Source organism: Photobacterium sp. 270122K (assembly GCF_059941365.1).
On the sequence record NZ_JBPOEN010000008.1, the window covers coordinates 253,241 to 273,331 of the forward strand.

Annotated in this window: 11 protein-coding genes, 1 tRNA gene, 1 rRNA gene and 1 riboswitch; of the genes, 6 read left to right on the forward strand and 7 right to left on the reverse strand. The window is 51.7% G+C overall.

Translation table 11 applies throughout. The annotated features are described in order from the left end of the window. Nucleotides 1-53: 53 nt before the first annotated feature. A complete protein-coding gene (csrD, locus tag ACSF8W_RS16075; protein WP_500848223.1) occupies nucleotides 54-2,021 on the reverse strand; it encodes an RNase E specificity factor CsrD in 1,968 nt (655 codons plus the stop codon). Nucleotides 2,022-2,284: 263 nt separating this feature from the next. Here csrD and ACSF8W_RS16080 point away from each other — a divergent pair, with 263 nt between their 5' ends. Both ACSF8W_RS16080 and ACSF8W_RS16085 read left to right on the forward strand, forming a co-directional pair. Further along, nucleotides 2,285-3,172 carry a LysR family transcriptional regulator gene (locus tag ACSF8W_RS16080; protein WP_500848224.1) on the forward strand — a complete coding sequence of 296 codons (888 nt, stop codon included), beginning with the start codon at nucleotides 2,285-2,287 and terminating at the stop codon, nucleotides 3,170-3,172. Nucleotides 3,173-3,280: 108 nt separating this feature from the next. After that, a complete protein-coding gene (locus ACSF8W_RS16085; RefSeq protein WP_500848225.1) occupies nucleotides 3,281-4,498 on the forward strand; it encodes a putative manganese transporter in 1,218 nt (405 codons plus the stop codon). 103 nt (nucleotides 4,499-4,601) lie between these two features. Here ACSF8W_RS16085 and ACSF8W_RS16090 read toward each other — a convergent pair whose 3' ends face one another. Next, nucleotides 4,602-5,174, reverse strand: a complete 573-nt coding sequence (locus ACSF8W_RS16090; protein ID WP_500848226.1) for a single-stranded DNA-binding protein — start codon at nucleotides 5,172-5,174, stop codon at nucleotides 4,602-4,604. Between the two features lie 267 nt (nucleotides 5,175-5,441). On the opposite strand from ACSF8W_RS16090, the gene uvrA reads away from it, so the two are divergent. Continuing rightward, nucleotides 5,442-8,285 (forward strand): excinuclease ABC subunit UvrA, encoded by a 2,844-nt coding sequence (uvrA, locus tag ACSF8W_RS16095; RefSeq protein WP_500848227.1) that lies wholly within the window; start codon nucleotides 5,442-5,444, stop codon nucleotides 8,283-8,285. Nucleotides 8,286-8,389: 104 nt separating this feature from the next. Continuing rightward, the gene (locus ACSF8W_RS16100) at nucleotides 8,390-10,147 is read left to right on the forward strand and encodes a PglL family O-oligosaccharyltransferase (protein WP_500848228.1); all 1,758 of its coding nucleotides are present in this window, start codon (nucleotides 8,390-8,392) and stop codon (nucleotides 10,145-10,147) included. Between the two features lie 80 nt (nucleotides 10,148-10,227). On the opposite strand, the gene ACSF8W_RS16105 is transcribed toward ACSF8W_RS16100, so the two are convergent. Further along, nucleotides 10,228-11,346, reverse strand: a complete 1,119-nt coding sequence (locus ACSF8W_RS16105) for a pyridoxal-phosphate-dependent aminotransferase family protein (RefSeq protein ID WP_500848229.1) — start codon at nucleotides 11,344-11,346, stop codon at nucleotides 10,228-10,230. Nucleotides 11,347-11,625: 279 nt separating this feature from the next. Continuing rightward, nucleotides 11,626-11,816, forward strand: a riboswitch (Lysine riboswitch). A gap of 110 nt (nucleotides 11,817-11,926) precedes the next feature. On the opposite strand from ACSF8W_RS16105, the gene lysC reads away from it, so the two are divergent. Then, on the forward strand, nucleotides 11,927-13,306 hold the full coding sequence (lysC, locus tag ACSF8W_RS16110; protein WP_500848230.1) for a lysine-sensitive aspartokinase 3: 1,380 nt from the start codon (nucleotides 11,927-11,929) through the stop codon (nucleotides 13,304-13,306). Nucleotides 13,307-13,407: 101 nt separating this feature from the next. On the opposite strand, the gene metH is transcribed toward lysC, so the two are convergent. Continuing rightward, on the reverse strand, nucleotides 13,408-17,082 hold the full coding sequence (gene metH, locus ACSF8W_RS16115) for a methionine synthase (protein WP_500848231.1): 3,675 nt from the start codon (nucleotides 17,080-17,082) through the stop codon (nucleotides 13,408-13,410). 196 nt (nucleotides 17,083-17,278) lie between these two features. Between metH and ACSF8W_RS16120 the strand changes: the two genes are divergently transcribed. After that, on the forward strand, nucleotides 17,279-18,562 hold the full coding sequence (locus ACSF8W_RS16120) for a cation:proton antiporter (RefSeq protein ID WP_500848232.1): 1,284 nt from the start codon (nucleotides 17,279-17,281) through the stop codon (nucleotides 18,560-18,562). A gap of 91 nt (nucleotides 18,563-18,653) precedes the next feature. On the opposite strand, the gene metA is transcribed toward ACSF8W_RS16120, so the two are convergent. The 3 genes from metA to ACSF8W_RS16135 form a co-directional block, all read right to left on the reverse strand. Continuing rightward, nucleotides 18,654-19,595, reverse strand: coding sequence for a homoserine O-succinyltransferase MetA (metA, locus tag ACSF8W_RS16125; protein WP_500848233.1), 942 nt, complete (start codon nucleotides 19,593-19,595; stop codon nucleotides 18,654-18,656). A 251-nt stretch (nucleotides 19,596-19,846) separates the two neighbouring features. Beyond that, nucleotides 19,847-19,962: ribosomal RNA gene (rrf, locus tag ACSF8W_RS16130) — 5S ribosomal RNA — on the reverse strand. A gap of 8 nt (nucleotides 19,963-19,970) precedes the next feature. After that, nucleotides 19,971-20,046, reverse strand: a tRNA-Thr gene (locus tag ACSF8W_RS16135). Between the last annotated feature and the right edge of the window lie 45 nt (nucleotides 20,047-20,091).

The following is a 20,091-nucleotide window of genomic DNA, read 5'->3' on the forward strand; positions in this document are numbered from 1 at the left end:
TTTTTGGCCAGTATATCTGCGTTTACCTGAATTCGTCGTTATTTACCGAACAATTATGAGGGCTTATGAAACATATTCAGTAATTTATCATTAGAAGATGTTCTTTTTTCGACCGATAATTCAGGTGCAAAGAAGCGACCTTGTCCACCACTGACACCCAGCTGCTGTAAAACGTGCCACTCCTTAGCGTTTTCGACCCCAACAGCAATAACTTTAGCGTCAGTATTGGCACAAGCACCAAGCATACTTCTAACGAATAATTGATTCTCTTGACGCATGTTGATTTCTCTCACCAGAGAGCGGTGCAGCTTAATATAATCAACCCGAAGATCTTTGATGTAGTGCGTGCTGACAATGGTGCGGCCGGCCTGATCGACCACCAACTTACAGCCCAATCCCACCAGCATGCGCGCAATGGGACGCATGGCATCCAGGTGTTTCACTAATGCCCCTTCCGGGATTTCAAACGATAAACGGTTCAATACCGTCCGTGGTGTTTGCAGCAATTCATTACGCAACCATTTCACGAACGCCTTATCCAGCAACGCTTCAACACTGAGGTTAACCGACAGATCATCCGTGGTGGGCTCTTGCTTGAGCAACAGCAAGGTTTTGGCGACCACCAGCTTATCCATGCGGGCACTGAATCCGACTTGCTCGACGGCACGCATAAAACGCGAGGCTTTGATCAAAATACCGTTTTCATCTCGGATCCGAGACAGTAATTCACGGTGCAGCACCTGCTCATCCAACATGACGACAGGCTGTTGATACAGAATCGGCCCTTCCCGATTAAAGATGGTATCGAGCAGGGTGCGCCAACGAACACTGCCTCGCGCATCTTCAAATTGCTGATCTTTCTTGAAGGCATACCAGCTATTGGTGCCTTGCAATTGCGCACTGCGTAGCGCCATATCCGCTTCATCCATCACACGGCCACGACGCTCCCCACTGGTGCAGAAGGTCACCCCGATGTGACACCAGTTATCCGCCTCTAAAGGCGTCGCGGGCACTAAACGATCCAGAGCATGCATGATTTGATTGGTGAACAGTTTGACCTCTTTCACCGATTGCTGGGACAGCAAAATGGCAAACTCGGCATCAAAGTAACGGGCCAACACGGTATCTGGATAACGCTGCACCAGATTGGAGAGGATCACCCCGACATCTTGGATCAGCTCATCTGCAACGTCACGGCCCCGCTCACTGACCAACTCGTCCCAATCAGCAATGCGGATCACAATCACCGCGCCGTGGTTTTCCTGATCTTGCAGCATCGATTGCAAGCGGCTATCAAACAACACGCGATTCGCCGCGCCCGTCAGTTGATCCAAAAAAGTGTGGGTACGAATGAAGGTATCAAACCGACTGCGCTCTTGGCGGGCATCTTTCAGTTCGGCGATCATCAGATCCAAGGCCAGGCTGGCGGTGCCCGGCCACTCATGATCGTCGCCGATCGCATTGTCATCCACGCGGCCAGCCAAGATCATGCGCCCACGCTGTTCCAATAACTCTGAACCGTGCAGCTGACGACGCAGCCAGTCGACGCCCCAGATCAAGCCCAGAATGATGATCCCAATGGCTAAACTGATGGAGGACATCGCCCCGATGGAATAGGCAAATTCGGTATACGGCGGCAACGATTGCAGACGGACATAAAAGCCAGGATTGTGTTTAAGGGTGTATTCACTGTGGTGAAGAATGCTGGGATCGGGCAGTTTTTGTAGCCCTTTGAAGGCATAGACCACGCCCGTGTCGCTGCCGATTTCTAACGCGGTCACATTGCTGGCTTTCAACAGTTTAGGTAGCCAACGGGACATCGATGTGGCCCCCTCTGGCGCCGCCATTTCCTGATCGATCACCTCGACGATCCCATCGAGATAATGGGTGAGGTAATCCTGACCCAACTTACGAAAACTGAATGCCCCGCCAATGAAAATGACAAAGATGGCGCAAATCACAATCAATGTAACGAAGGCAACCAACCGGTTGCTGAGCTTCATGCCCGATGCTTTTCTCATAGTCCGCCAAAATCAGTCAATGTAATCCCTGTCTTCCCACAGCATAAAGCGCGATGTCAGCCTCAATACGAACAGGAAACGGCCTTCAAAATACCATTCTCTGCCACACAATGTCAGTGCCAAGATCGACAATTTCCCCTTTCATCACGCCCTAAACGGCGGAGAAAAACACTTTCGCGGTAAAGCAATCATGTTACTGTTAGCCCTTCATCCAACAGGGCGTCATCACACGCCATTCGCACTTCGAGGGGAAGCAAGATTACATGGACTGGATCACGTGCACCAAAAGCTTTGTCATGGTGGTCGATCAAGGCTCACTGGCACAAGCCGCGACCCGGCTCAACACCTCAAGCTCAGCCTTGTCAAAACGCCTCGCTTGGCTGGAAAAACAACTTGGTGTCCAACTTCTCAAACGCACCACCCGCAGCTTAACCATGACCGATGCCGGACGTTTGTTCTACCAACGCAGTGCACGCTTACTCGATGACTGGCAACAACTGTTGGCCGAAACCACCTCCACGTACGGGGATGTCAGCGGCGTATTACGTATTGGCGCGCCCCTTGCGACAGGCAGCCGTTTATTGGTGCATTATCTGGCGGAATTCATCGAAACCTACCCCAATATTCAGGTCGAGCTGCACACCATTACGCCCGGTCAACTGCCGGATCTCAACTTGGATGTATTCATCAGTAAAACCCTGACCGATTTCAACTCCGCCAGCTATATCGCCACGCGACTGTTTGATTTTCAGCCGGGCTTTTACGCCGCCCCCAGCTACCTTGAAGGCAAGCCGTGCATTGCAACGGCAGAACAACTGATGCAGCACAATTGTTTGCTCTTTGGCACCCATGGCCATGAGCAAGAGCATGTGTTTGAAAATAACGTGCGGTTGCGATTGAAAGGCAATTTCACCACGCAAAATCCGGAAGCGTTATTGGCAGCGGCGGTGGCGGGAATGGGGATCATTTTAGTCGGGGAAAACACGGTACGCCGAGAGTTAAGTAAAGGGTTACTGGTGCCGGTATTGCCGACATTGCGCCAGCCGGTCAATTCCGCTTACGCCTATTACCCGAAGCTGGACTATAACCACGTCAAAACCAAGCTGTTCATCGATTTCATCAAAGCCAAAGCCAAACCCGTAACTGAGTGAGTGAGAAGATTGAAAAGATAAGGAATAACAAAAAAACAGTTGATAATGATTCTCAGTTGCATTTAAATGGTAACACCTTTTTGCACAGAACACATTCGGAGAACTCGAATGGCGTCGTTACCAAGAGTACTGAATCACTATTTACCCCAACCTTTAGGCCGCTTAGCCAATAAACGGCTGATCCTCCCTATTATTCTGATCGCCTTGCTGGCCGCCTCTGCGGGCACCCGGGCGCTAACCATTGCGGTTTTGTCGGATGCTTTCTGGCAAGTCGCTGCGTATGTTGCCGCTACCCTCACCCTTTACCATGCGCTGGCCGCACAGTTGAACCAACGGACGACCACGCTCAGCACCCTGTTAGCGAGTAGCGCGCGATGGCAAGTTGTCTTTGCCGCCGCCATGGGGGCACTGCCCGGATGTGGCGGTGCCATCGTGGTGATCACCCAATTTGTTCGCGGCAAACTGAGCTTTGGCGCCGTCGTGGCCGTACTGACCGCGACCATGGGCGATGCCGCCTTCCTGCTGATTGCGGCCGAGCCCAGCACGGGCCTGTTTGTGATCGCCTTAGGGTTTGTTGTGGGTGTGATCAGCGGACTCATTATCGACCGCCTGCATGGTGCCGATTTCCTGCGTCCTTCTCCCCGTATTGAGCCCGCGCCGTCTTACGACGCAGCGGCCATGTCCGTGTCAGCCGCGAAAAAACACACCAACCAACCGATGATCCACTGGCAAAGTCGATTCTGGCAGTGGATGCTGTTACCCGCTAGTGTCATCGCCATTATGGGATCGCTACAAATGGATGTTGATGCCGTCTTCCATCTGCCCCCACATACGATCAGCCTGATTGGCGCAGGCGCCGCGCTGATCGCCATGCTGCTGTGGGCCACCAGCCGTGATGTCACTGACTATGAATCTGCCGTGTCGGAAGATCCGAAACACCGTACTGCGAACCTGTTCCAACGCGTCGCCCAAGACACCAACTTTGTGACCAGTTGGGTGATCGCCGCTTTTCTGGTGTTTGAATTAACGATTTACTGGAGCGGTATTGATTTGGCGTCGGTATTCTCCAACTGGCTCTTGTTACTGCCGCTGATGGGGGTATTAATTGGCTTGCTGCCCGGCTGCGGACCGCAAATTTTGGTGACGGGTCTGTACTTATCTGGGACAGTGCCCCTGTCGGCACAACTCGGTAATGCGATCAGCAATGACGGCGATGCCCTGTTCCCCGCGATAGCACTCGCGCCAAAGGCTGCGCTTGTCGCCACCCTCTACTCTTCGATACCCGCCATTATCGTCGCGTACGGCTATTTCTTCTTGTTTGAATAGCCGCGCTTTATCTCCCCCCATCACGCAAAAAGCCCCGCATCATACGGGGCTTTTTATTGTCTTCAGACAGCGTCTATTCTTGCACCTTTAAAAAGGCACAGGCTTAGAATGGGATGTCGTCGTCAAAATCCATTGGTGGTTCGTTGTACTGTGGCGCAGGAGACTGTGGCTGCTGCTGAGGCGCAGACTGCTGTGCAGGTGCAAAGTTGTTGTTTTGCTGCTGCGGCGCATTGTTGTACTGCTGCTGTTGTGCGGCTGGCTGCTGAGGCTGACCCCAACCACCTTGTTGCTGCTGGCCACCCATTTGTGCGCCTTGACCGCCTTGACGGCCGCCCAACATTTGCATCACGCCATTGAAGCCTTGTACCACGATTTCAGTCGTGTACTGATCTTGGCCTTGCTGGTTCTGCCATTTACGGGTCTGTAGTTGACCTTCAATGTAAACCTGTGAACCTTTACGTAGGTATTCACCCGCCACTTCAGCCAATTTGCCGAATAGCGCCACACGGTGCCATTCAGTTTTTTCACGCTGTTCGCCGGTGTTCTTATCGCGCCATGACTCAGAGGTAGCAACAGTGATGTTAGCTACTGCACCGCCACTTGGCATGTAACGGATTTCAGGATCATTACCCAAGTTACCCACAAGGATAACTTTGTTTACGCCACGACTGGCCATAGTTCTCTCCGATCTCATTACCGACTCACGCTGATCACGGAGCGGTTATTGAAAGTTTATACTTAATCGCGCAGTCTATCATGCTTCGGCCTGTTAAGAACAGTTGGGGAAGGTGAATCAAGTTCAAATCTGAACATCCCCTCACCGACCGACTGCGCATAATAATTATACATTTGACTGTGTTTTTATACAGCCTTTTCTTTCGCGGTCTTTTGCCCTGTGCCATAATGCCGCATTCATCAATGAGTCAATAATAAGCATACCGATATGGATAAGATCGAAGTCAGGGGTGCCCGTACCCACAACCTCAAGAACATCTCCCTTACGCTGCCTCGGGATCAGCTGATCGTGATCACCGGGCTATCGGGATCCGGGAAATCCTCTCTGGCCTTCGATACGCTGTATGCTGAAGGCCAGCGCCGCTATGTCGAGTCCCTGTCGGCCTATGCGCGCCAGTTTTTATCCTTGATGGAAAAGCCCGATGTCGATCACATTGAAGGCTTATCACCGGCTATCTCCATCGAGCAGAAATCCACCTCACACAACCCGCGTTCCACGGTAGGTACCATTACCGAAGTGTATGACTACCTCCGTTTGCTGTACGCCCGTGTCGGCGAACCGCGCTGCCCGACTCACCATGTCGAGCTGGCCGCGCAAACCGTCAGCCAGATGGTCGACAAAGTGTTGGAACTGCCAGAAGGCAGCAAAATGATGCTGCTGGCCCCGATCGTCAAAGCCCGTAAAGGGGAACACGTCAAAACGCTGGCCGGCCTTGCCGCGCAAGGGTATATCCGCGCCCGCATCGACGGTGAGGTGTGTGATCTGTCCGATCCACCGACGCTGGAACTGCACAAGAAGCACACCATTGAAGTGGTGGTGGATCGCTTCAAGGTGCGTGACGATCTTCAGCAACGCCTAGCCGAATCGTTTGAAACCGCGCTGGAATTGTCCGGTGGCACCGTGGTGGTCAGCCCAATGACCGACGGCGAGCATGACGAGATTGTGTTCTCGGCCAACTTTGCGTGTTCACACTGTGGCTACAGCATGCAAGAACTGGAACCGCGTTTGTTCTCGTTCAATAACCCGGCTGGCGCCTGTGGCACCTGCGATGGCTTGGGGGTGCAGCAGTTCTTTGATCCTGACCGCGTGATCCAAAACGGCGAGCTCAGCTTGGCCGGCGGTGCGATTCGCGGCTGGGACAAACGTAACTTCTACTACTTCCAGATGCTCAAATCCTTGGCCGATCATTACGACTTTGATGTGGAAGCCCCGTTTGACAGCCTGACCCCTACCGTTCAAGGCGTGATCCTGAGTGGTTCTGGCCGTACTGAGATCGAATTTAAGTACATCAACGATCGCGGCGACATTACCGTGCGTCGTCACCCGTTTGAGGGGATCCTCAACAACATGGAACGCCGCTATCGCGAAACCGAATCCAATTCGGTGCGCGAAGAGCTGTCGAAATATGTGTCCACCAAACCCTGCAGCAGTTGTGGCGGCTCACGCCTGCGCTTAGAAGCGCGCAATGTCTACATAGCCGACACCACCTTGCCCACCGTCAGCGAAATGAGCATCAGTGAAGCGGTTCACTTCTTCACCCACCTCGACCTCACGGGGCAAAAAGCCAAGATTGCTGAGAAGGTACTGAAAGAAATCAATGACCGCCTCACCTTCTTGGTGAACGTCGGCCTGAACTACCTGAATTTATCCCGCAGTGCCGATACCCTGTCAGGCGGCGAAGCCCAGCGTATTCGCCTGGCCAGCCAAATCGGTGCTGGCTTGGTGGGGGTGATGTACGTACTGGATGAGCCTTCTATCGGCCTCCACCAGCGCGACAACGAACGCCTGCTTCAAACTCTGACCCACTTGCGTGATTTAGGTAACACCGTGATTGTGGTCGAGCACGATGAAGATGCGATCCGTATGGCCGATCACATCATCGATATCGGTCCGGGGGCCGGCGTACACGGCGGCCACATTATCGCCGAAGGCAAACTTGAGGATATTCTCGCAACCAAGGCCTCACTGACAGGCCAATACCTGAGCGGTGAAAAAGCGATAGCGATTCCTGCCGAGCGTATTCCGATGGATCCGGCACGCACGATCAAACTGCTGGGCGCCACAGGGAACAACCTGAAAAACGTGGACGCAGAAATCCCAGTCGGCCTGCTCACCTGTATCACCGGCGTCTCCGGCTCCGGTAAGTCGACCCTGATCAACGATACTTTCTTCCAAATCGCTCACCATCGTCTGAACGGTGCCACCAGCGGTCAGCCTGCGCCGTATCGTGAGATCCAAGATCTGGAACACTGCGATAAGGTGATCGACATCGATCAAAGCCCGATCGGCCGCACGCCTCGTTCAAACCCAGCGACCTACACGGGGATTTTCACCCCGATCCGTGAGTTATTCTCCGGCACCCAAGAAGCCCGTGCACGCGGTTACAAACCGGGTCGCTTTAGCTTCAACGTCAAAGGCGGACGCTGTGAAGCCTGTCAGGGCGACGGCGTGATCAAAGTGGAAATGCACTTCCTGCCGGATGTGTACGTACCGTGTGATGCGTGTAAAGGCAAACGCTATAACCGCGAAACTTTGGAAGTGCGCTACAAAGGCAAAACCATTGATGAAGTGCTGGAGCTAACGGTGGAAGACGCCCGTACTTTCTTTGATGCGGTACCGGCGATTGCACGAAAGCTGCAAACCTTGATGGATGTCGGTTTGTCCTACATCCGTCTGGGACAAGCGGCGACTACGCTGTCTGGCGGTGAAGCCCAACGCGTGAAGCTCGCGAAAGAGCTCTCCAAACGCGACACAGGCAAGACGCTGTACATTCTGGATGAGCCGACCACAGGCCTCCATTTCCATGATATTCAGCAGCTACTCAATGTCCTGCACCGCTTACGCGACCACGGCAACACCATTGTGGTGATCGAGCATAACTTGGATGTGATCAAAACCGCAGACTGGATCATCGATCTGGGGCCGGAAGGCGGCAGTGGCGGCGGTGAAATCATTGCAACAGGTACCCCTGAACAAGTGGCAAATGTCGAGGGATCTCACACCGCCCGTTTCCTGAAACCTTTGCTGCAAGGCGGAACCTCAGTACAATAATCAGCAAGATAATAAGACCACACACAACCGGGCCGCTATCAGGCCCGGTTTTGTTTTATAGCGGCTACCTCTATCTACCTCATTCACTTTCACAGGGAACCACAATGACAGTGCTCTATGTCAAAGGCACCACACTGGCGGAAAAAGGGATCAGTAAACCCATGGTGAAACCGTTTCTGATTTCACTCGGCATCCTGTTCTTGTTCACCATGCACTATTTTCAGCACAATCCTGGCGGATCTGGGCTGGAACTCTCTTTTAACGCCCTGAGTTGGATCCCGTTTGGTTTCGCCATCACCTTTGGTCTGTTAGAAATATTTCGTCAACAAGTCTGGCGTTATTCGCGACTTACCGTGGCTCTGTTTGTCTGCTGTGTGCTGTTGTCCCTGCCCCTCTTCTATCCGCAAGCGGTCAGTGAAGAAGCCTTACCCCGTATTCTGGGCCTATGGGCGGGGTGGCTCTTTTTCGTCGGACTGCAACAGTTCTCGTTTACTCATAAACAACGCCAACGCTTGTTGTGGCTGATCCTTGCTGCGGTGTGGATCCAAGCGCTGTTTGGTTGGGTACAATTTTTACTGCTTGAGCCCGGTAATCCCATCGGCTACGACACGGTCGCTAACCGCCCTTACGGCATCTTCCAGCAGCCCAATGTGATGGCATCTTTCCTCGCGACAGGCTTGGTCCTATCGGGGTATCTGCTCGCGCGCATTCCAATGTACCGCGGGAAGTGGTCGTGGCAACACCTGTACCTGCTGCTGACGCCAGTGATCACGATTCCACTTTTGGTCGTTCTTAGCTCTCGCACCGGCTGGCTGGCCGCCATTGTGGGCAGCTTGATGATGCTGCCGTATTTGCGCCAGTTTGGCGCAAAAGTCCAATGGCGCATTTGGGCTTTGATGGTCCTGCTTGGGCTTACCGTGTCATGGGCGCTGAACAGCAGTACCGACTGGTCACCAAAGGAAGAACGCTTAAGTCTAGTCAGTGCCCGCGCAATGCACATCCCGCAAGCGGTCGACATGTTCTTTAATAAGCCATTAACCGGCTACGGCTATGGCACCTTTGAAGTCAGCTACCTAACACAAACGGCGCACTGGCACCATGCGGATCCAACGCGTCCCGCGGGCATGGCGGCGCTTGATCATCCACATAATGAATTGGCGTTCTGGGCCGCAGAAGGCGGTATCGTGCCTTTGCTGGCATTGTTGATCGCGGCCGCGGCCGTGTTACTGAAAGTCAAAAAAGCCCGTGCGGGTACCCAACTTGCGCTGGTCAGTTTGTTCTTCCCGATCACCCTGCACACCCAGCTGGAGTACCCGTTTTATCACTCCCTGCCACACTGGATCGTCTTTATCATCCTGATCTATTGGGTGGATAATTTAACGGCCAAGTATTACCGTAAACCGATCAACTATGTCATGACCTTGCGCCTCGTGGTACTGGTACTGCCGGTGGCTATCACCAGCTACATGGCCACCACCTTGTATTCCGGTTACTTACTGACGAAATATGAAACCACCCGCCCTATCAACGTCGATTATCTACTGAAAGTGAATAACCCTTGGGCCTGGCATAATCGGTTTGAATGGGATCTGTATCTGACGCAATTGCAGATCGGCACCGCGAAGCAAAACGCTGGCATGATCAATGAGTACATCACCTGGGCACAAGAAAAAGCCAAAATCTGGCCGCGCCCTGATCTGTATAAAAATTTGATCAGTGCCTATCTGGCATTGGGGCAACCTTCGCAAGCCGATCAGATTTATCAGGAAGCGCTATACCTGTTCCCCACTCAAGCCGCGTCATGGGTGACGCAAGCGGCGCCCCGTTCTGAAGAAAAAGCGGCATCCAATACCGCTCCGTGATCGCTCTCACTACAAAGATTCACCCTACAAAAACGGCTACCCAGAGGTAGCCGTTTGTCTATCGGTAAGCCGCGTACGAATTATTTCAAACACGTCTCTAGCGCACGTAAACAGAGCGCCACATTTTCACGCCGAGCCGCGTACCCCATCAAGCCAATGCGCCACGCTTTGCCCGCCAGCGCTCCCAGCCCTGCACCAATTTCAAGGTTGTAGTCATTCAACAATTGGGCACGAATCGCGGCATCATCCACCCCGTCAGGAATGTACACGGCATTAAGTTGCGGCAAGCGCGATGCTTCATCCACGACAAACGAGATCCCCAACCCTTCAAGTCCAGCACGCAATACTTGGTGCATATCACGGTGACGCTGCCAGGCATTTTCCAAGCCTTCGTGCTGTAACAACACCAACGCTTCGTGTAAGGCATACAAACTATTGACCGGTGCCGTGTGGTGATAACTGCGTTTCCCTTCTCCGCTCCAATAGCCCAATACCAAACTTTGATCGAGGAACCAACTTTGTGCGGGGGTTTTACGCGCCTGAATTTTCTCAATGGCTCGCGCAGAGAAAGTCAGTGGTGACAGCCCCGGCACACACGACAGGCATTTTTGACTACCGGAATACACCGCATCCAATTGCCATTCGTCGACCAACAACGGTACGCCACCGAGCGAGGTGACGGCATCCACAATGGTCAAACAATCATGCTGGCGCGCTAACTTGGCAATCGCCTCGGCATCGCTCAAGGCCCCCGTGGAGGTTTCGGCGTGCACAAACGCAACAATCTTTGCCTCTGGATTGGCCGTTAACGCCTCGGCGACCAAGGCTGGATCCACCGGCTCACCCCACGCATTATCCACCATCACCGCGATGCCACCACAGCGCTCAACATTCTCTCGCATGCGATCGCCAAACACACCATTACGGCACACAATCACGGTATCGCCCGGTTCAACCAAATTCACAAAGCAGGCTTCCATACCGGCACTGCCCGGCGCCGAGACCGCGATAGTAAACGGGTTTTGGGTTTGAAAGGCATATTGCAGCAACTGCTTCAGCTCATCCATCATGCCAATAAACAGCGGGTCAAGGTGGCCAATCGTCGGACGACTTAGCGCCTGTAACACTTGCGGAGAGATATCTGAGGGGCCGGGGCCCATTAACGTACGCTGAGGGGGGTAAAAACTGCCAATAGTCATGGGGTTTCCTCCGTGAAGGTCTGCATGAAAAGATGTGTATAGATTGAAAAGTACGCCTAATGACTATATCAGCAGATCGTCGATTTTGCCGTCTAGGTTATTGATCTACTGATGACACGCACAAGGTTATGACTTACTTATGACAGCTTTTTGCAAAAAATTGCAAAAAAGTGCTAAAGGGAATTGACAAGATATAGGCAAATCCGCTTCAATAAAGCACATTTTTTGTTCATCCCGATGGCACGGTTATTCAGCACACACGCTGCCTGCACATCCGGTGAAAACAGAAGAGGAGCGTTACCCAGGTATCGATGATTGCGGGGCCCCACCCCAACGCAATCTTGAGAGGGGGAGTAACGCCGAGATATGGCATGACAGGGGGCATGGCATATCGGCTATGAAGGTTGAATCCTTCTGGCTGTCACCTTTCTCATAACTATGACCGAGAAAGGTGGGGAGCTTCTGGTCATGCCATCTACCAAGATCTGACTGCTAGATTCCCCTGACACTTGTCGGGATCTTGATCCCGAGTCATCCCCCTTTGTATTAGACTTTCTACTATCTTACTGGGAGACTCGTTGTGAGCTTTGTTGATAATAACTTTACTGTTCCTCCGCCGATCACTGTAGCGAAATTTGGCGGCACCAGCGTAGCCGATCATGCCGCCATGAGCCGTAGTGCTAGCATTATTAAAAATAACCCACAAGCGAAAGTGGTTTTAATCAGTGCATGCTCCGGTGTTACCAATCTGCTGGTTGAGTTAGCAAATGGAATTGCCGATAACGAGCAGCGCTCAGAGCGGCTACAACAACTTCACGCCATTCATCAGTCTATTCTGGATGAACTGGCGCACCCCGAAACGATTTCGGGTGAGATCCAACAACTGCTAGATCAAGTCGCAGACTTGGCCGAGCACGCCACCCATACCCCTTCTAAGCAATTGACTGATCAATTGGTTGCCCATGGCGAACTGCTTTCTACGCATCTTTTTACCCAAATTCTTAATGAAATGGGCGCGAGTGCTGCGCGTTTCGATATTCGCCACATTCTACGTACCGACAGTCAATACGGCAAAGCCGTCCCTGAGATTGATGTTATTCGTCACTTAGCGACGCAGCACATGCAACCCTTACTCAGTGAATCCATTATCGTCTCTCAAGGCTTCATTGGCGCGAATGAACACGGCCAAACCACGACCCTCGGGCGCGGTGGCAGTGACTACAGTGCCGCACTGGTTGCTGAAGCCATTCAGGCTGAAACATTAGAGATCTGGACCGATGTCCCGGGTATGTACAGCACCGATCCGCGCATCACCGCCAATGCCAAGCCCATCAAAGAGATCAGCTTCAGTGAAGCCTCTGAAATGGCCAATTTTGGCGCGAAGATCCTGCACCCCTCAACGCTGCTTCCGGCTGTACGTCAAAAGATCCCGGTCTTTATCGGCTCATCCAAAGCACCGGAACAAGGCGGTACGTGGATCCGTCAACACGTCACTGCACCACCCAAATTCCGCGCATTGGCATTGCGTTGCAACCAAACCATGGTCACGCTAACCAGTTTAAAAATGTTCCAGGCCTACGGCTTCTTATCCGAAGTTTTCCGCATTTTGGCCGAACATAAAGTCTCTGTGGATTTGATCACCACCTCTGAGGTCAGCGTGTCACTGACGCTGGATCAAACCGACACCTGTGGCGGTGCCCCCAATTTACCGGCTGCCGCAACCGCTGAACTGAGCAAGCTGTGCCGTGTGGAAGTGGAACAAAACCTCTGCCTCGTCGCGCTAATCGGTAATAAGCTAGGCGATGCCCCAGGTGCTGCAACGCAAGTGTTTGGTGCGCTTGAGCAATACAGCCCACGCATGATCTGTTTTGGTGCCAGTGCCCATAACCTGTGCTTCTTGGTCAATACCGAGGAATCACGCGATGTGGTAAGAACACTGCACCACACCTTGTTTGAATAATCCTTCGTTATTCGACATAAAAAAAGGCGCTCACTGAGCGCCTTTTTTATCACTACTGACGGATGTAGCATCCACATAGACACCACACCGTTTCCTGGCCGTTACGACAAATTCGGCCCCAGCCATTTCTCGGCTTCCAGCAAATCCCAACCTTTACGATCCGCATAGCTGTCACGCTGATCCGGCTGGATCTGCGCAATCGCGAAATAGCGGGAATCAGGATGCGAGAAATACCACCCCGACACCGACGCCCCCGGCCACATCGCGTAACTGGAGGTCAGTGACATCCCGATAGTTTCTTCCACTTTTAGCAATTCCCACAAGCTGCCTTTTTCGGTGTGCTCTGGACAAGCGGGGTAACCCGGTGCCGGTCGGATCCCTTGGTATTTTTCTCGGATCAAGGCGTCGTTGCTGAGGTTTTCATCCGGTGCATAACCCCAAATGTCTTTACGGACCAGCTCGTGAAGGTATTCGGCAAAGGCTTCCGCTAAGCGATCGGCCACCGCTTGGATCATAATGGCGTTATAGTCATCCCCTTGCGCTTTATAGGCGTCCGCTAACTCACGCTCACCCACGCCGCCGGTGACAGCAAATCCACCAATCCAATCCAGCTTACCACTGTCTTTGGGCGCAATGTAATCCGATAAACAGTAATTGTACCCTTTCGGTTTCTGCGTTTGCTGGCGCAAGTTATACAGTACTTTCGCGACCGTCGTGCGCGACTCATCGGTATAGACTTCGATATCGTCACCGACACTGGCGGCAGGGAACAACCCACACATACCGCGTACCTTGAGTAGGCCTTCTTCTTCCACACGATCCAACAGCGCATTCGCATCCTTAAACAAACGCTGCGCTTCTTCACCCACTTCTTCGTGATCAAAAATGGCTGGGTATTTCCCCATCAGCGACCATGTCATGAAGAAAGGCGTCCAGTCGATATAAGGACGTAACGTTGCCACATCCACCGTATCAAACACGTGGATCCCAGGCTTAGCTGGAGCCGGTGGCGTGTAGCCCGCCCAGTCAATCATGACCTTATTGGCACGTGCCGCTTCCAGTGTCACAGGCTTGGTGCGCGGTCGTTTCCGAGCATGCTGTTCTCGCACCACGTCATAATCGGCTTGCAGTTTTTCCACAAAGCCCGGCTTGAGTGTTTCCGACAGCAAAGAAGAACAAACACCGACAGCACGTGAGGCATTATTCACATACACCACAGGGTGACGGTAATTCTGCTCAATCTTCACTGCGGTATGGGCTTTTGATGTCGTTGCACCACCAATCAACAGCGGTAGATCAAAGCCCAGTCGCTCCATCTCTTTGGCCACGTGAACCATTTCATCCAATGACGGCGTGATCAACCCCGACAGGCCAATGATGTCGACGTTTTCTTCAACCGCGACTTTGAGGATCTGCTCACACGGCACCATTACTCCAAGATCGATGATTTCGTAGTTATTACACTGCAATACCACGCCGACAATGTTCTTACCGATATCGTGCACATCGCCTTTAACCGTCGCGAGTAAAATTTTACCGTTGGACGATCCCGCTTGCTTCGCGGCATTAATGTAGGGTTCCAAATGGGCAACGGCCTGCTTCATCACACGTGCGGATTTCACCACTTGCGGCAGGAACATCTTCCCTTCACCAAACAAATCCCCCACCACATTCATGCCATCCATCAACGGCCCTTCAATGACAGAGAGGGGTTTATCGGCATTCACGCGGGCTTCTTCGGTATCCGCCACAATAAACTCGGTGATCCCTTTCACCAATGCGTGCTCTAAGCGTTTCTCCACCGACCACGTTCGCCATTCTAAGGCTGACGCATCGGCTTCTTTGCCGACGTCTTTACCGGCATATTCAGCAGCAATATCAAGCAGGCGCTCCGTGCTGTCATCACGTCGATTCAGAACTACATCTTCCACGGCTTCGCGCAGTTTATCGGGCACGTTATCGTAGATTTCAAGCTGACCGGCATTGACGATCCCCATGTCCATCCCGTTTTTAAAACAGTGATAGAGGAACACGGCATGAATGGCTTCCCGCACGTAATTGTTACCACGGAAAGAGAAAGAAACATTCGAAACCCCTCCGGAAATCATCGCATGCGGCAGATCGCGCTTAATGTCGGCGACCGCTTCAATGAAGTCGACGGCGTAGTTATTGTGTTCATCAATCCCGGTCGCGACTGCAAAGATATTCGGGTCAAAAATAATATCTTCAGGTGGAAAGCCCACTTCATCGACAAGGATCCGATACGCATTGCTACAGATTTCCAGCTTTCGTTCACGGGTATCGGCCTGTCCGACCTCATCAAACGCCATCACGATCACTGCCGCCCCATAGCGACGGATCAACGCGGCTTGTTCAACAAACTTGGCTTTGCCTTCTTTCAACGAGATGGAGTTGACGATCCCTTTGCCCTGAATACATTTCAAGCCCGCTTCGATCACTTCCCATTTGGAGGAGTCGACCATGATAGGAACTTTCGCGATCTCCGGCTCTGTCGCACACAGGTTTAAGAAGCGTACCATCGCCGCTTCGGCATCCAGCATGCCTTCATCCATATTGATATCGATGATCTGCGCGCCGTTTTCCACCTGTTGACGCGCCACTTCCAGCGCTTCGTCGTATAACTCTTCTTTGATCAGACGCTTAAAACGCGCCGAGCCCGTCACATTAGTCCGCTCACCCACGTTAATAAACAGGCTGTCTTTTTCAATGGTCAGCGGTTCAAGCCCTGACAAGCGACAGGCAACGGGGATCTCAGGCAACGCACGCGGTGTCATATCTTTGGTCACGGCATACATCTGGCGGATATGCTCGGGGGTGGTTCCACAACACCCGCCAATTAAGTTAAGGAAGCCACTTTCCGCCCACTCTTTGACATGCTCAGCCATCTCTTCCGGTGACAAGTCATACTCACCAAACGCATTGGGCAGACCCGCATTCGGGTGCGCAGACACCGCGTATTCAGAGATTCGAGATAACTCCGCCACATAAGGGCGTAATTCATCCGGCCCCAAGGCACAGTTAAGACCAAAAGAAATCGGCTTTACATGGCGCAAGGCGTTATAAAAGGCTTCGGTAGTTTGACCGGAAAGCGTGCGACCGGAGGCGTCGGTAATGGTGCCGGAAATCATCACTGGCAAGCTGTAACCCAACTCATCAAAGACGGTTTCAACCGCAAACGTACAGGCTTTCGCGTTAAGGGTATCAAAGATGGTTTCGATCAAGATCAGATCTGCCCCACCTTGGATCAAGGCACGAGTGGATTCCGAATAGGCCAGCACCAGTTCGTCAAAGGTGACATTACGGTAACCGGGATCGTTCACATCCGGAGAGATGGAACAGGTGCGGTTCGTGGGGCCTAACACACCGGCGACAAAGCGCGGTTTGTCCGGTGTTTTTGCCGTCCATTCATCGGCAGCAGCACGGGCTAACTGCGCGGCCACCAAGTTAATTTCGGCGCTCAGACTTTCCATGTCGTAATCCGCCATCGCGATGGTGGTCGCGTTAAAGGTGTTGGTTTCAAGGATATCCGCCCCCGCTTCGAGGTAGGCCGCATGGATATCTTGAATAAGTTGCGGCTGGGTCAACACCAGTAAATCGTTGTTCCCTTTGAGATCGGAAGGCCAGTCCGCAAAGCGTGTGCCGCGGTAATCCTGCTCCTCCAACTTATAGCCCTGGATCATGGTGCCCATACCACCATCAATAATCAGGATCTGCTCATTTATCCGCTTTTGAAGTACATCCTTGCTCGTCAACACCACATTCATCCTTCTTTAATGTTACAGCTATTTCACATCCTACCATAGCAAGAATGGAAATCTAGACGTCTATCGTGTGTCTCATGGAATAAATAATGCAAAGTATCGATAAATTAATCATGGCTATCGGTATAGGATGGTTTTATATTTTATTACAATTAAATGCTTTACTTAGCTGCCACCTAGAGGTCACGGAATGTCAGTCTACAGCACCCTCTGTTTTCTTGCCGCCGCTGCAATGCTCATTGCGTTCGTTAATAGCAAAATAGGAAAAATGCAGACCACTATCGCCATTACTGCTGGCGCATTGATCCTGTCACTCATCATCATCATTGCCGGTCAAAGTGGCTGGTTTCATCTCGACACCATTGCCGCCGAGCAACTAACGGAAATCAATTTTGAAGACTTTCTCTTAAAAGGGATCTTAGGCTTCTTGCTCTTTGCCGGTGGACTGGGGATCAAACTCCCACACCTTGAAGATCAAAAGTGGGAAATCACGACATTGGCACTCGGGGCAACCTTGTTCTCTACCTTCTTCATTGGTGGGGCACTGTGGGGTATTTGTCAGCTCATCGGCATCCCCTTAGGGTTCATCTACTGCCTGCTGTTTGGCGCGCTGATCTCGCCCACCGATCCCATCGCCGTGCTCGCCATTGTCAAAAAGCTCCATGCACCGAAACGTATATCCACCCAAATAGAAGGGGAATCCCTGTTTAACGATGGTTTCGGGTTAGTCATCTTCGTCACCCTTTTCACGATTGCCTTTGGTGACCATACCCCAACAGTCATGGGGGTCGGACAATTATTCCTACAGGAAGCGATTGGCGGCATTATTTATGGCTTTGTACTCGGGCTACTCTTCCATTACCTGATCTGTGCCACCAACGACCATTCCATGGAATTGCTACTGACATTGGGGATCCCTACTGCAGGCTATGCGTTGGCTGAAGTGCTGCATGTGTCTGGCCCATTGGCTATGGTCGTAGCGGGGATCATGATCGGTAACTGGACGCGTTACATCGGCTTCTCCAAAGAAAGCGAAGCACATCTCGACCATTTTTGGGAGCTCGTGGACGAATTCCTCAATGGGGTACTGTTCTTACTTATCGGGATGAGCATGCTGCTCTTTACTTTCCACCATGAAGATTGGATTTTGATGGTACTGGCGGTTCCATTAGTCCTGCTCGGTCGCTATCTGAGTGTGAAACTGGCGTATGTCGGCTTTCAACGCTACCGCGACTATAACCCGTATTCGATCAGAATTTTAACTTGGGGTGGATTGCGTGGGGGCCTTGCACTGGCGATGGCCATGGCGATCCCCGCAGGCGTCATGGTGATCCCAGAAAAGAACATTGATGTGCGAGAAATCATTCTGGTGATGACGTACTCGGTAGTGGTGTTTTCTATTTTGATCCAAGGCTCCACCATTGTCCCGCTGATCAATAAAGCCAAAGCATGGGAAGCCAAACAGCCGCATTGACCGTGTCATCATCATTTCGCGATGACACTTAGATAAAACAAAGGCCTGTCTCAACAGGCCTTTTTATCGTCTTCATACGTGTAATATCGCGCTATTCATCTTTGGTGAAGTTCGCTTCCGAGAAACGATCCAAATCATACGGTGTCTGCTGGTAGACACAGTAATTTAACCAATTCGCAAATAACAAATGCCCATGACTACGCCAACTCGCGATTGGCGCTTGCTCTGGATCGTCCTCGGGGTAATAGTTCACCGGGATCATCGGTTCCATCCCCTCCCCCATATCCCGCATATATTCATTGTGTAAGGTATCCACATCGTACTCAGGGTGACCGGTCACAAACACATTACGCTTGTCTTTTGTTGATGCCAGATACATCCCTGCTTGCGCGGAGGTGGCGAGAATATCCAAATCCGTATGTTGCTGTAGGTATTCTGGCGAAAAGTCTGCATAACGCGAATGCGGCGCTAAGAATGAATCATCAAAACCACGCAGCAAAGGGTGGTGACAATCCAAAGAGCGGTGGGTATAGATACCGGAGAGTTTGCTTTTGCGGGTTCGCTTGGGCAAATCATAGAGTAACTTCAGTCCCGCTTGCGCAGCCCAGCACACAAACAGCGTCGAGGTGACATGCTCCTTTGCCCACGCCATGATGGTTTGAATTTCTTCCCAATACAGCACATCTTCAAATTGCACTAAGCCTAAAGGGGCGCCCGTAACAATCAAGCCATCAAAGTTACGGTCTTTTACCATCTCAAACTGGCGATAAAAGGTGTCCAGATGCTCTGTCGGCGTGTTTTTCGTCGGGCGATTATCAATACGCAGCAATTCCACATCGACTTGTAGTGGGCTATTAGAAAGCAAGCGAAGAAATTGGGTTTCCGTCTCAATCTTCTTCGGCATCAGATTTAATAGCAGGACTTTCAACGGACGAATTTCCTGACTGGCAGCACGCGCTTCAGACATGACAAAGATATTTTCACTACGTAAGACATCCGTCGCAGGCAGGCGATCCGGGATCTTAATTGGCATCTGAGTTTACTCCTTAAACATAGAATCCAATGACGACAGACGAATGACATAAGAAGTTTAGACGTCCAGATATCCAAATAAAACTATAAGAGTTTGTGATGACATGCAAGGAAAACAAGGTAAAAAGAATTGATGGGAAAAGGGAAAATGATGAAGAAATCTAATGAGGCAATAAAAAACAGAGCAATAAAGGAGAAAAAACGGAAAGCAGAAATGAAAAAAACCAGCCGAAGGCTGGGTTTTAAAGAGGTATTCAGCAATGTCCTACTCTCACATGGGGAGGCCCCACACTACCATCGGCGCTACAACGTTTCACTACTGAGTTCGGCATGGGATCAGGTGGTACCATTGTGCTATTGTCGCTGAAAAAATAGATGGTGCTAGTACCCAGATTCGAACTGGGGACCTCACCCTTACCAAGGGTGCGCTCTACCAACTGAGCCATACCAGCACACAATTACGTGTCGAAATTCGTCAAAGACCAATTTCAAAATTT

Coding starts and splice junctions, on each gene's coding strand:
- uvrA (WP_500848227.1), top strand. CDS start 5,442: ATGGATAAGATCGAAGTCAGGGGTGCCCGTACCCACAACCTCAAGAAC.
- ACSF8W_RS16090 (WP_500848226.1), bottom strand. CDS start 5,174: ATGGCCAGTCGTGGCGTAAACAAAGTTATCCTTGTGGGTAACTTGGGT.
- csrD (WP_500848223.1), bottom strand. CDS start 2,021: ATGAGAAAAGCATCGGGCATGAAGCTCAGCAACCGGTTGGTTGCCTTC.
- ACSF8W_RS16080 (WP_500848224.1), top strand. CDS start 2,285: ATGGACTGGATCACGTGCACCAAAAGCTTTGTCATGGTGGTCGATCAA.
- ACSF8W_RS16105 (WP_500848229.1), bottom strand. CDS start 11,346: ATGACTATTGGCAGTTTTTACCCCCCTCAGCGTACGTTAATGGGCCCC.
- ACSF8W_RS16120 (WP_500848232.1), top strand. CDS start 17,279: ATGTCAGTCTACAGCACCCTCTGTTTTCTTGCCGCCGCTGCAATGCTC.
- ACSF8W_RS16100 (WP_500848228.1), top strand. CDS start 8,390: ATGACAGTGCTCTATGTCAAAGGCACCACACTGGCGGAAAAAGGGATC.
- ACSF8W_RS16085 (WP_500848225.1), top strand. CDS start 3,281: ATGGCGTCGTTACCAAGAGTACTGAATCACTATTTACCCCAACCTTTA.
- metA (WP_500848233.1), bottom strand. CDS start 19,595: ATGCCAATTAAGATCCCGGATCGCCTGCCTGCGACGGATGTCTTACGT.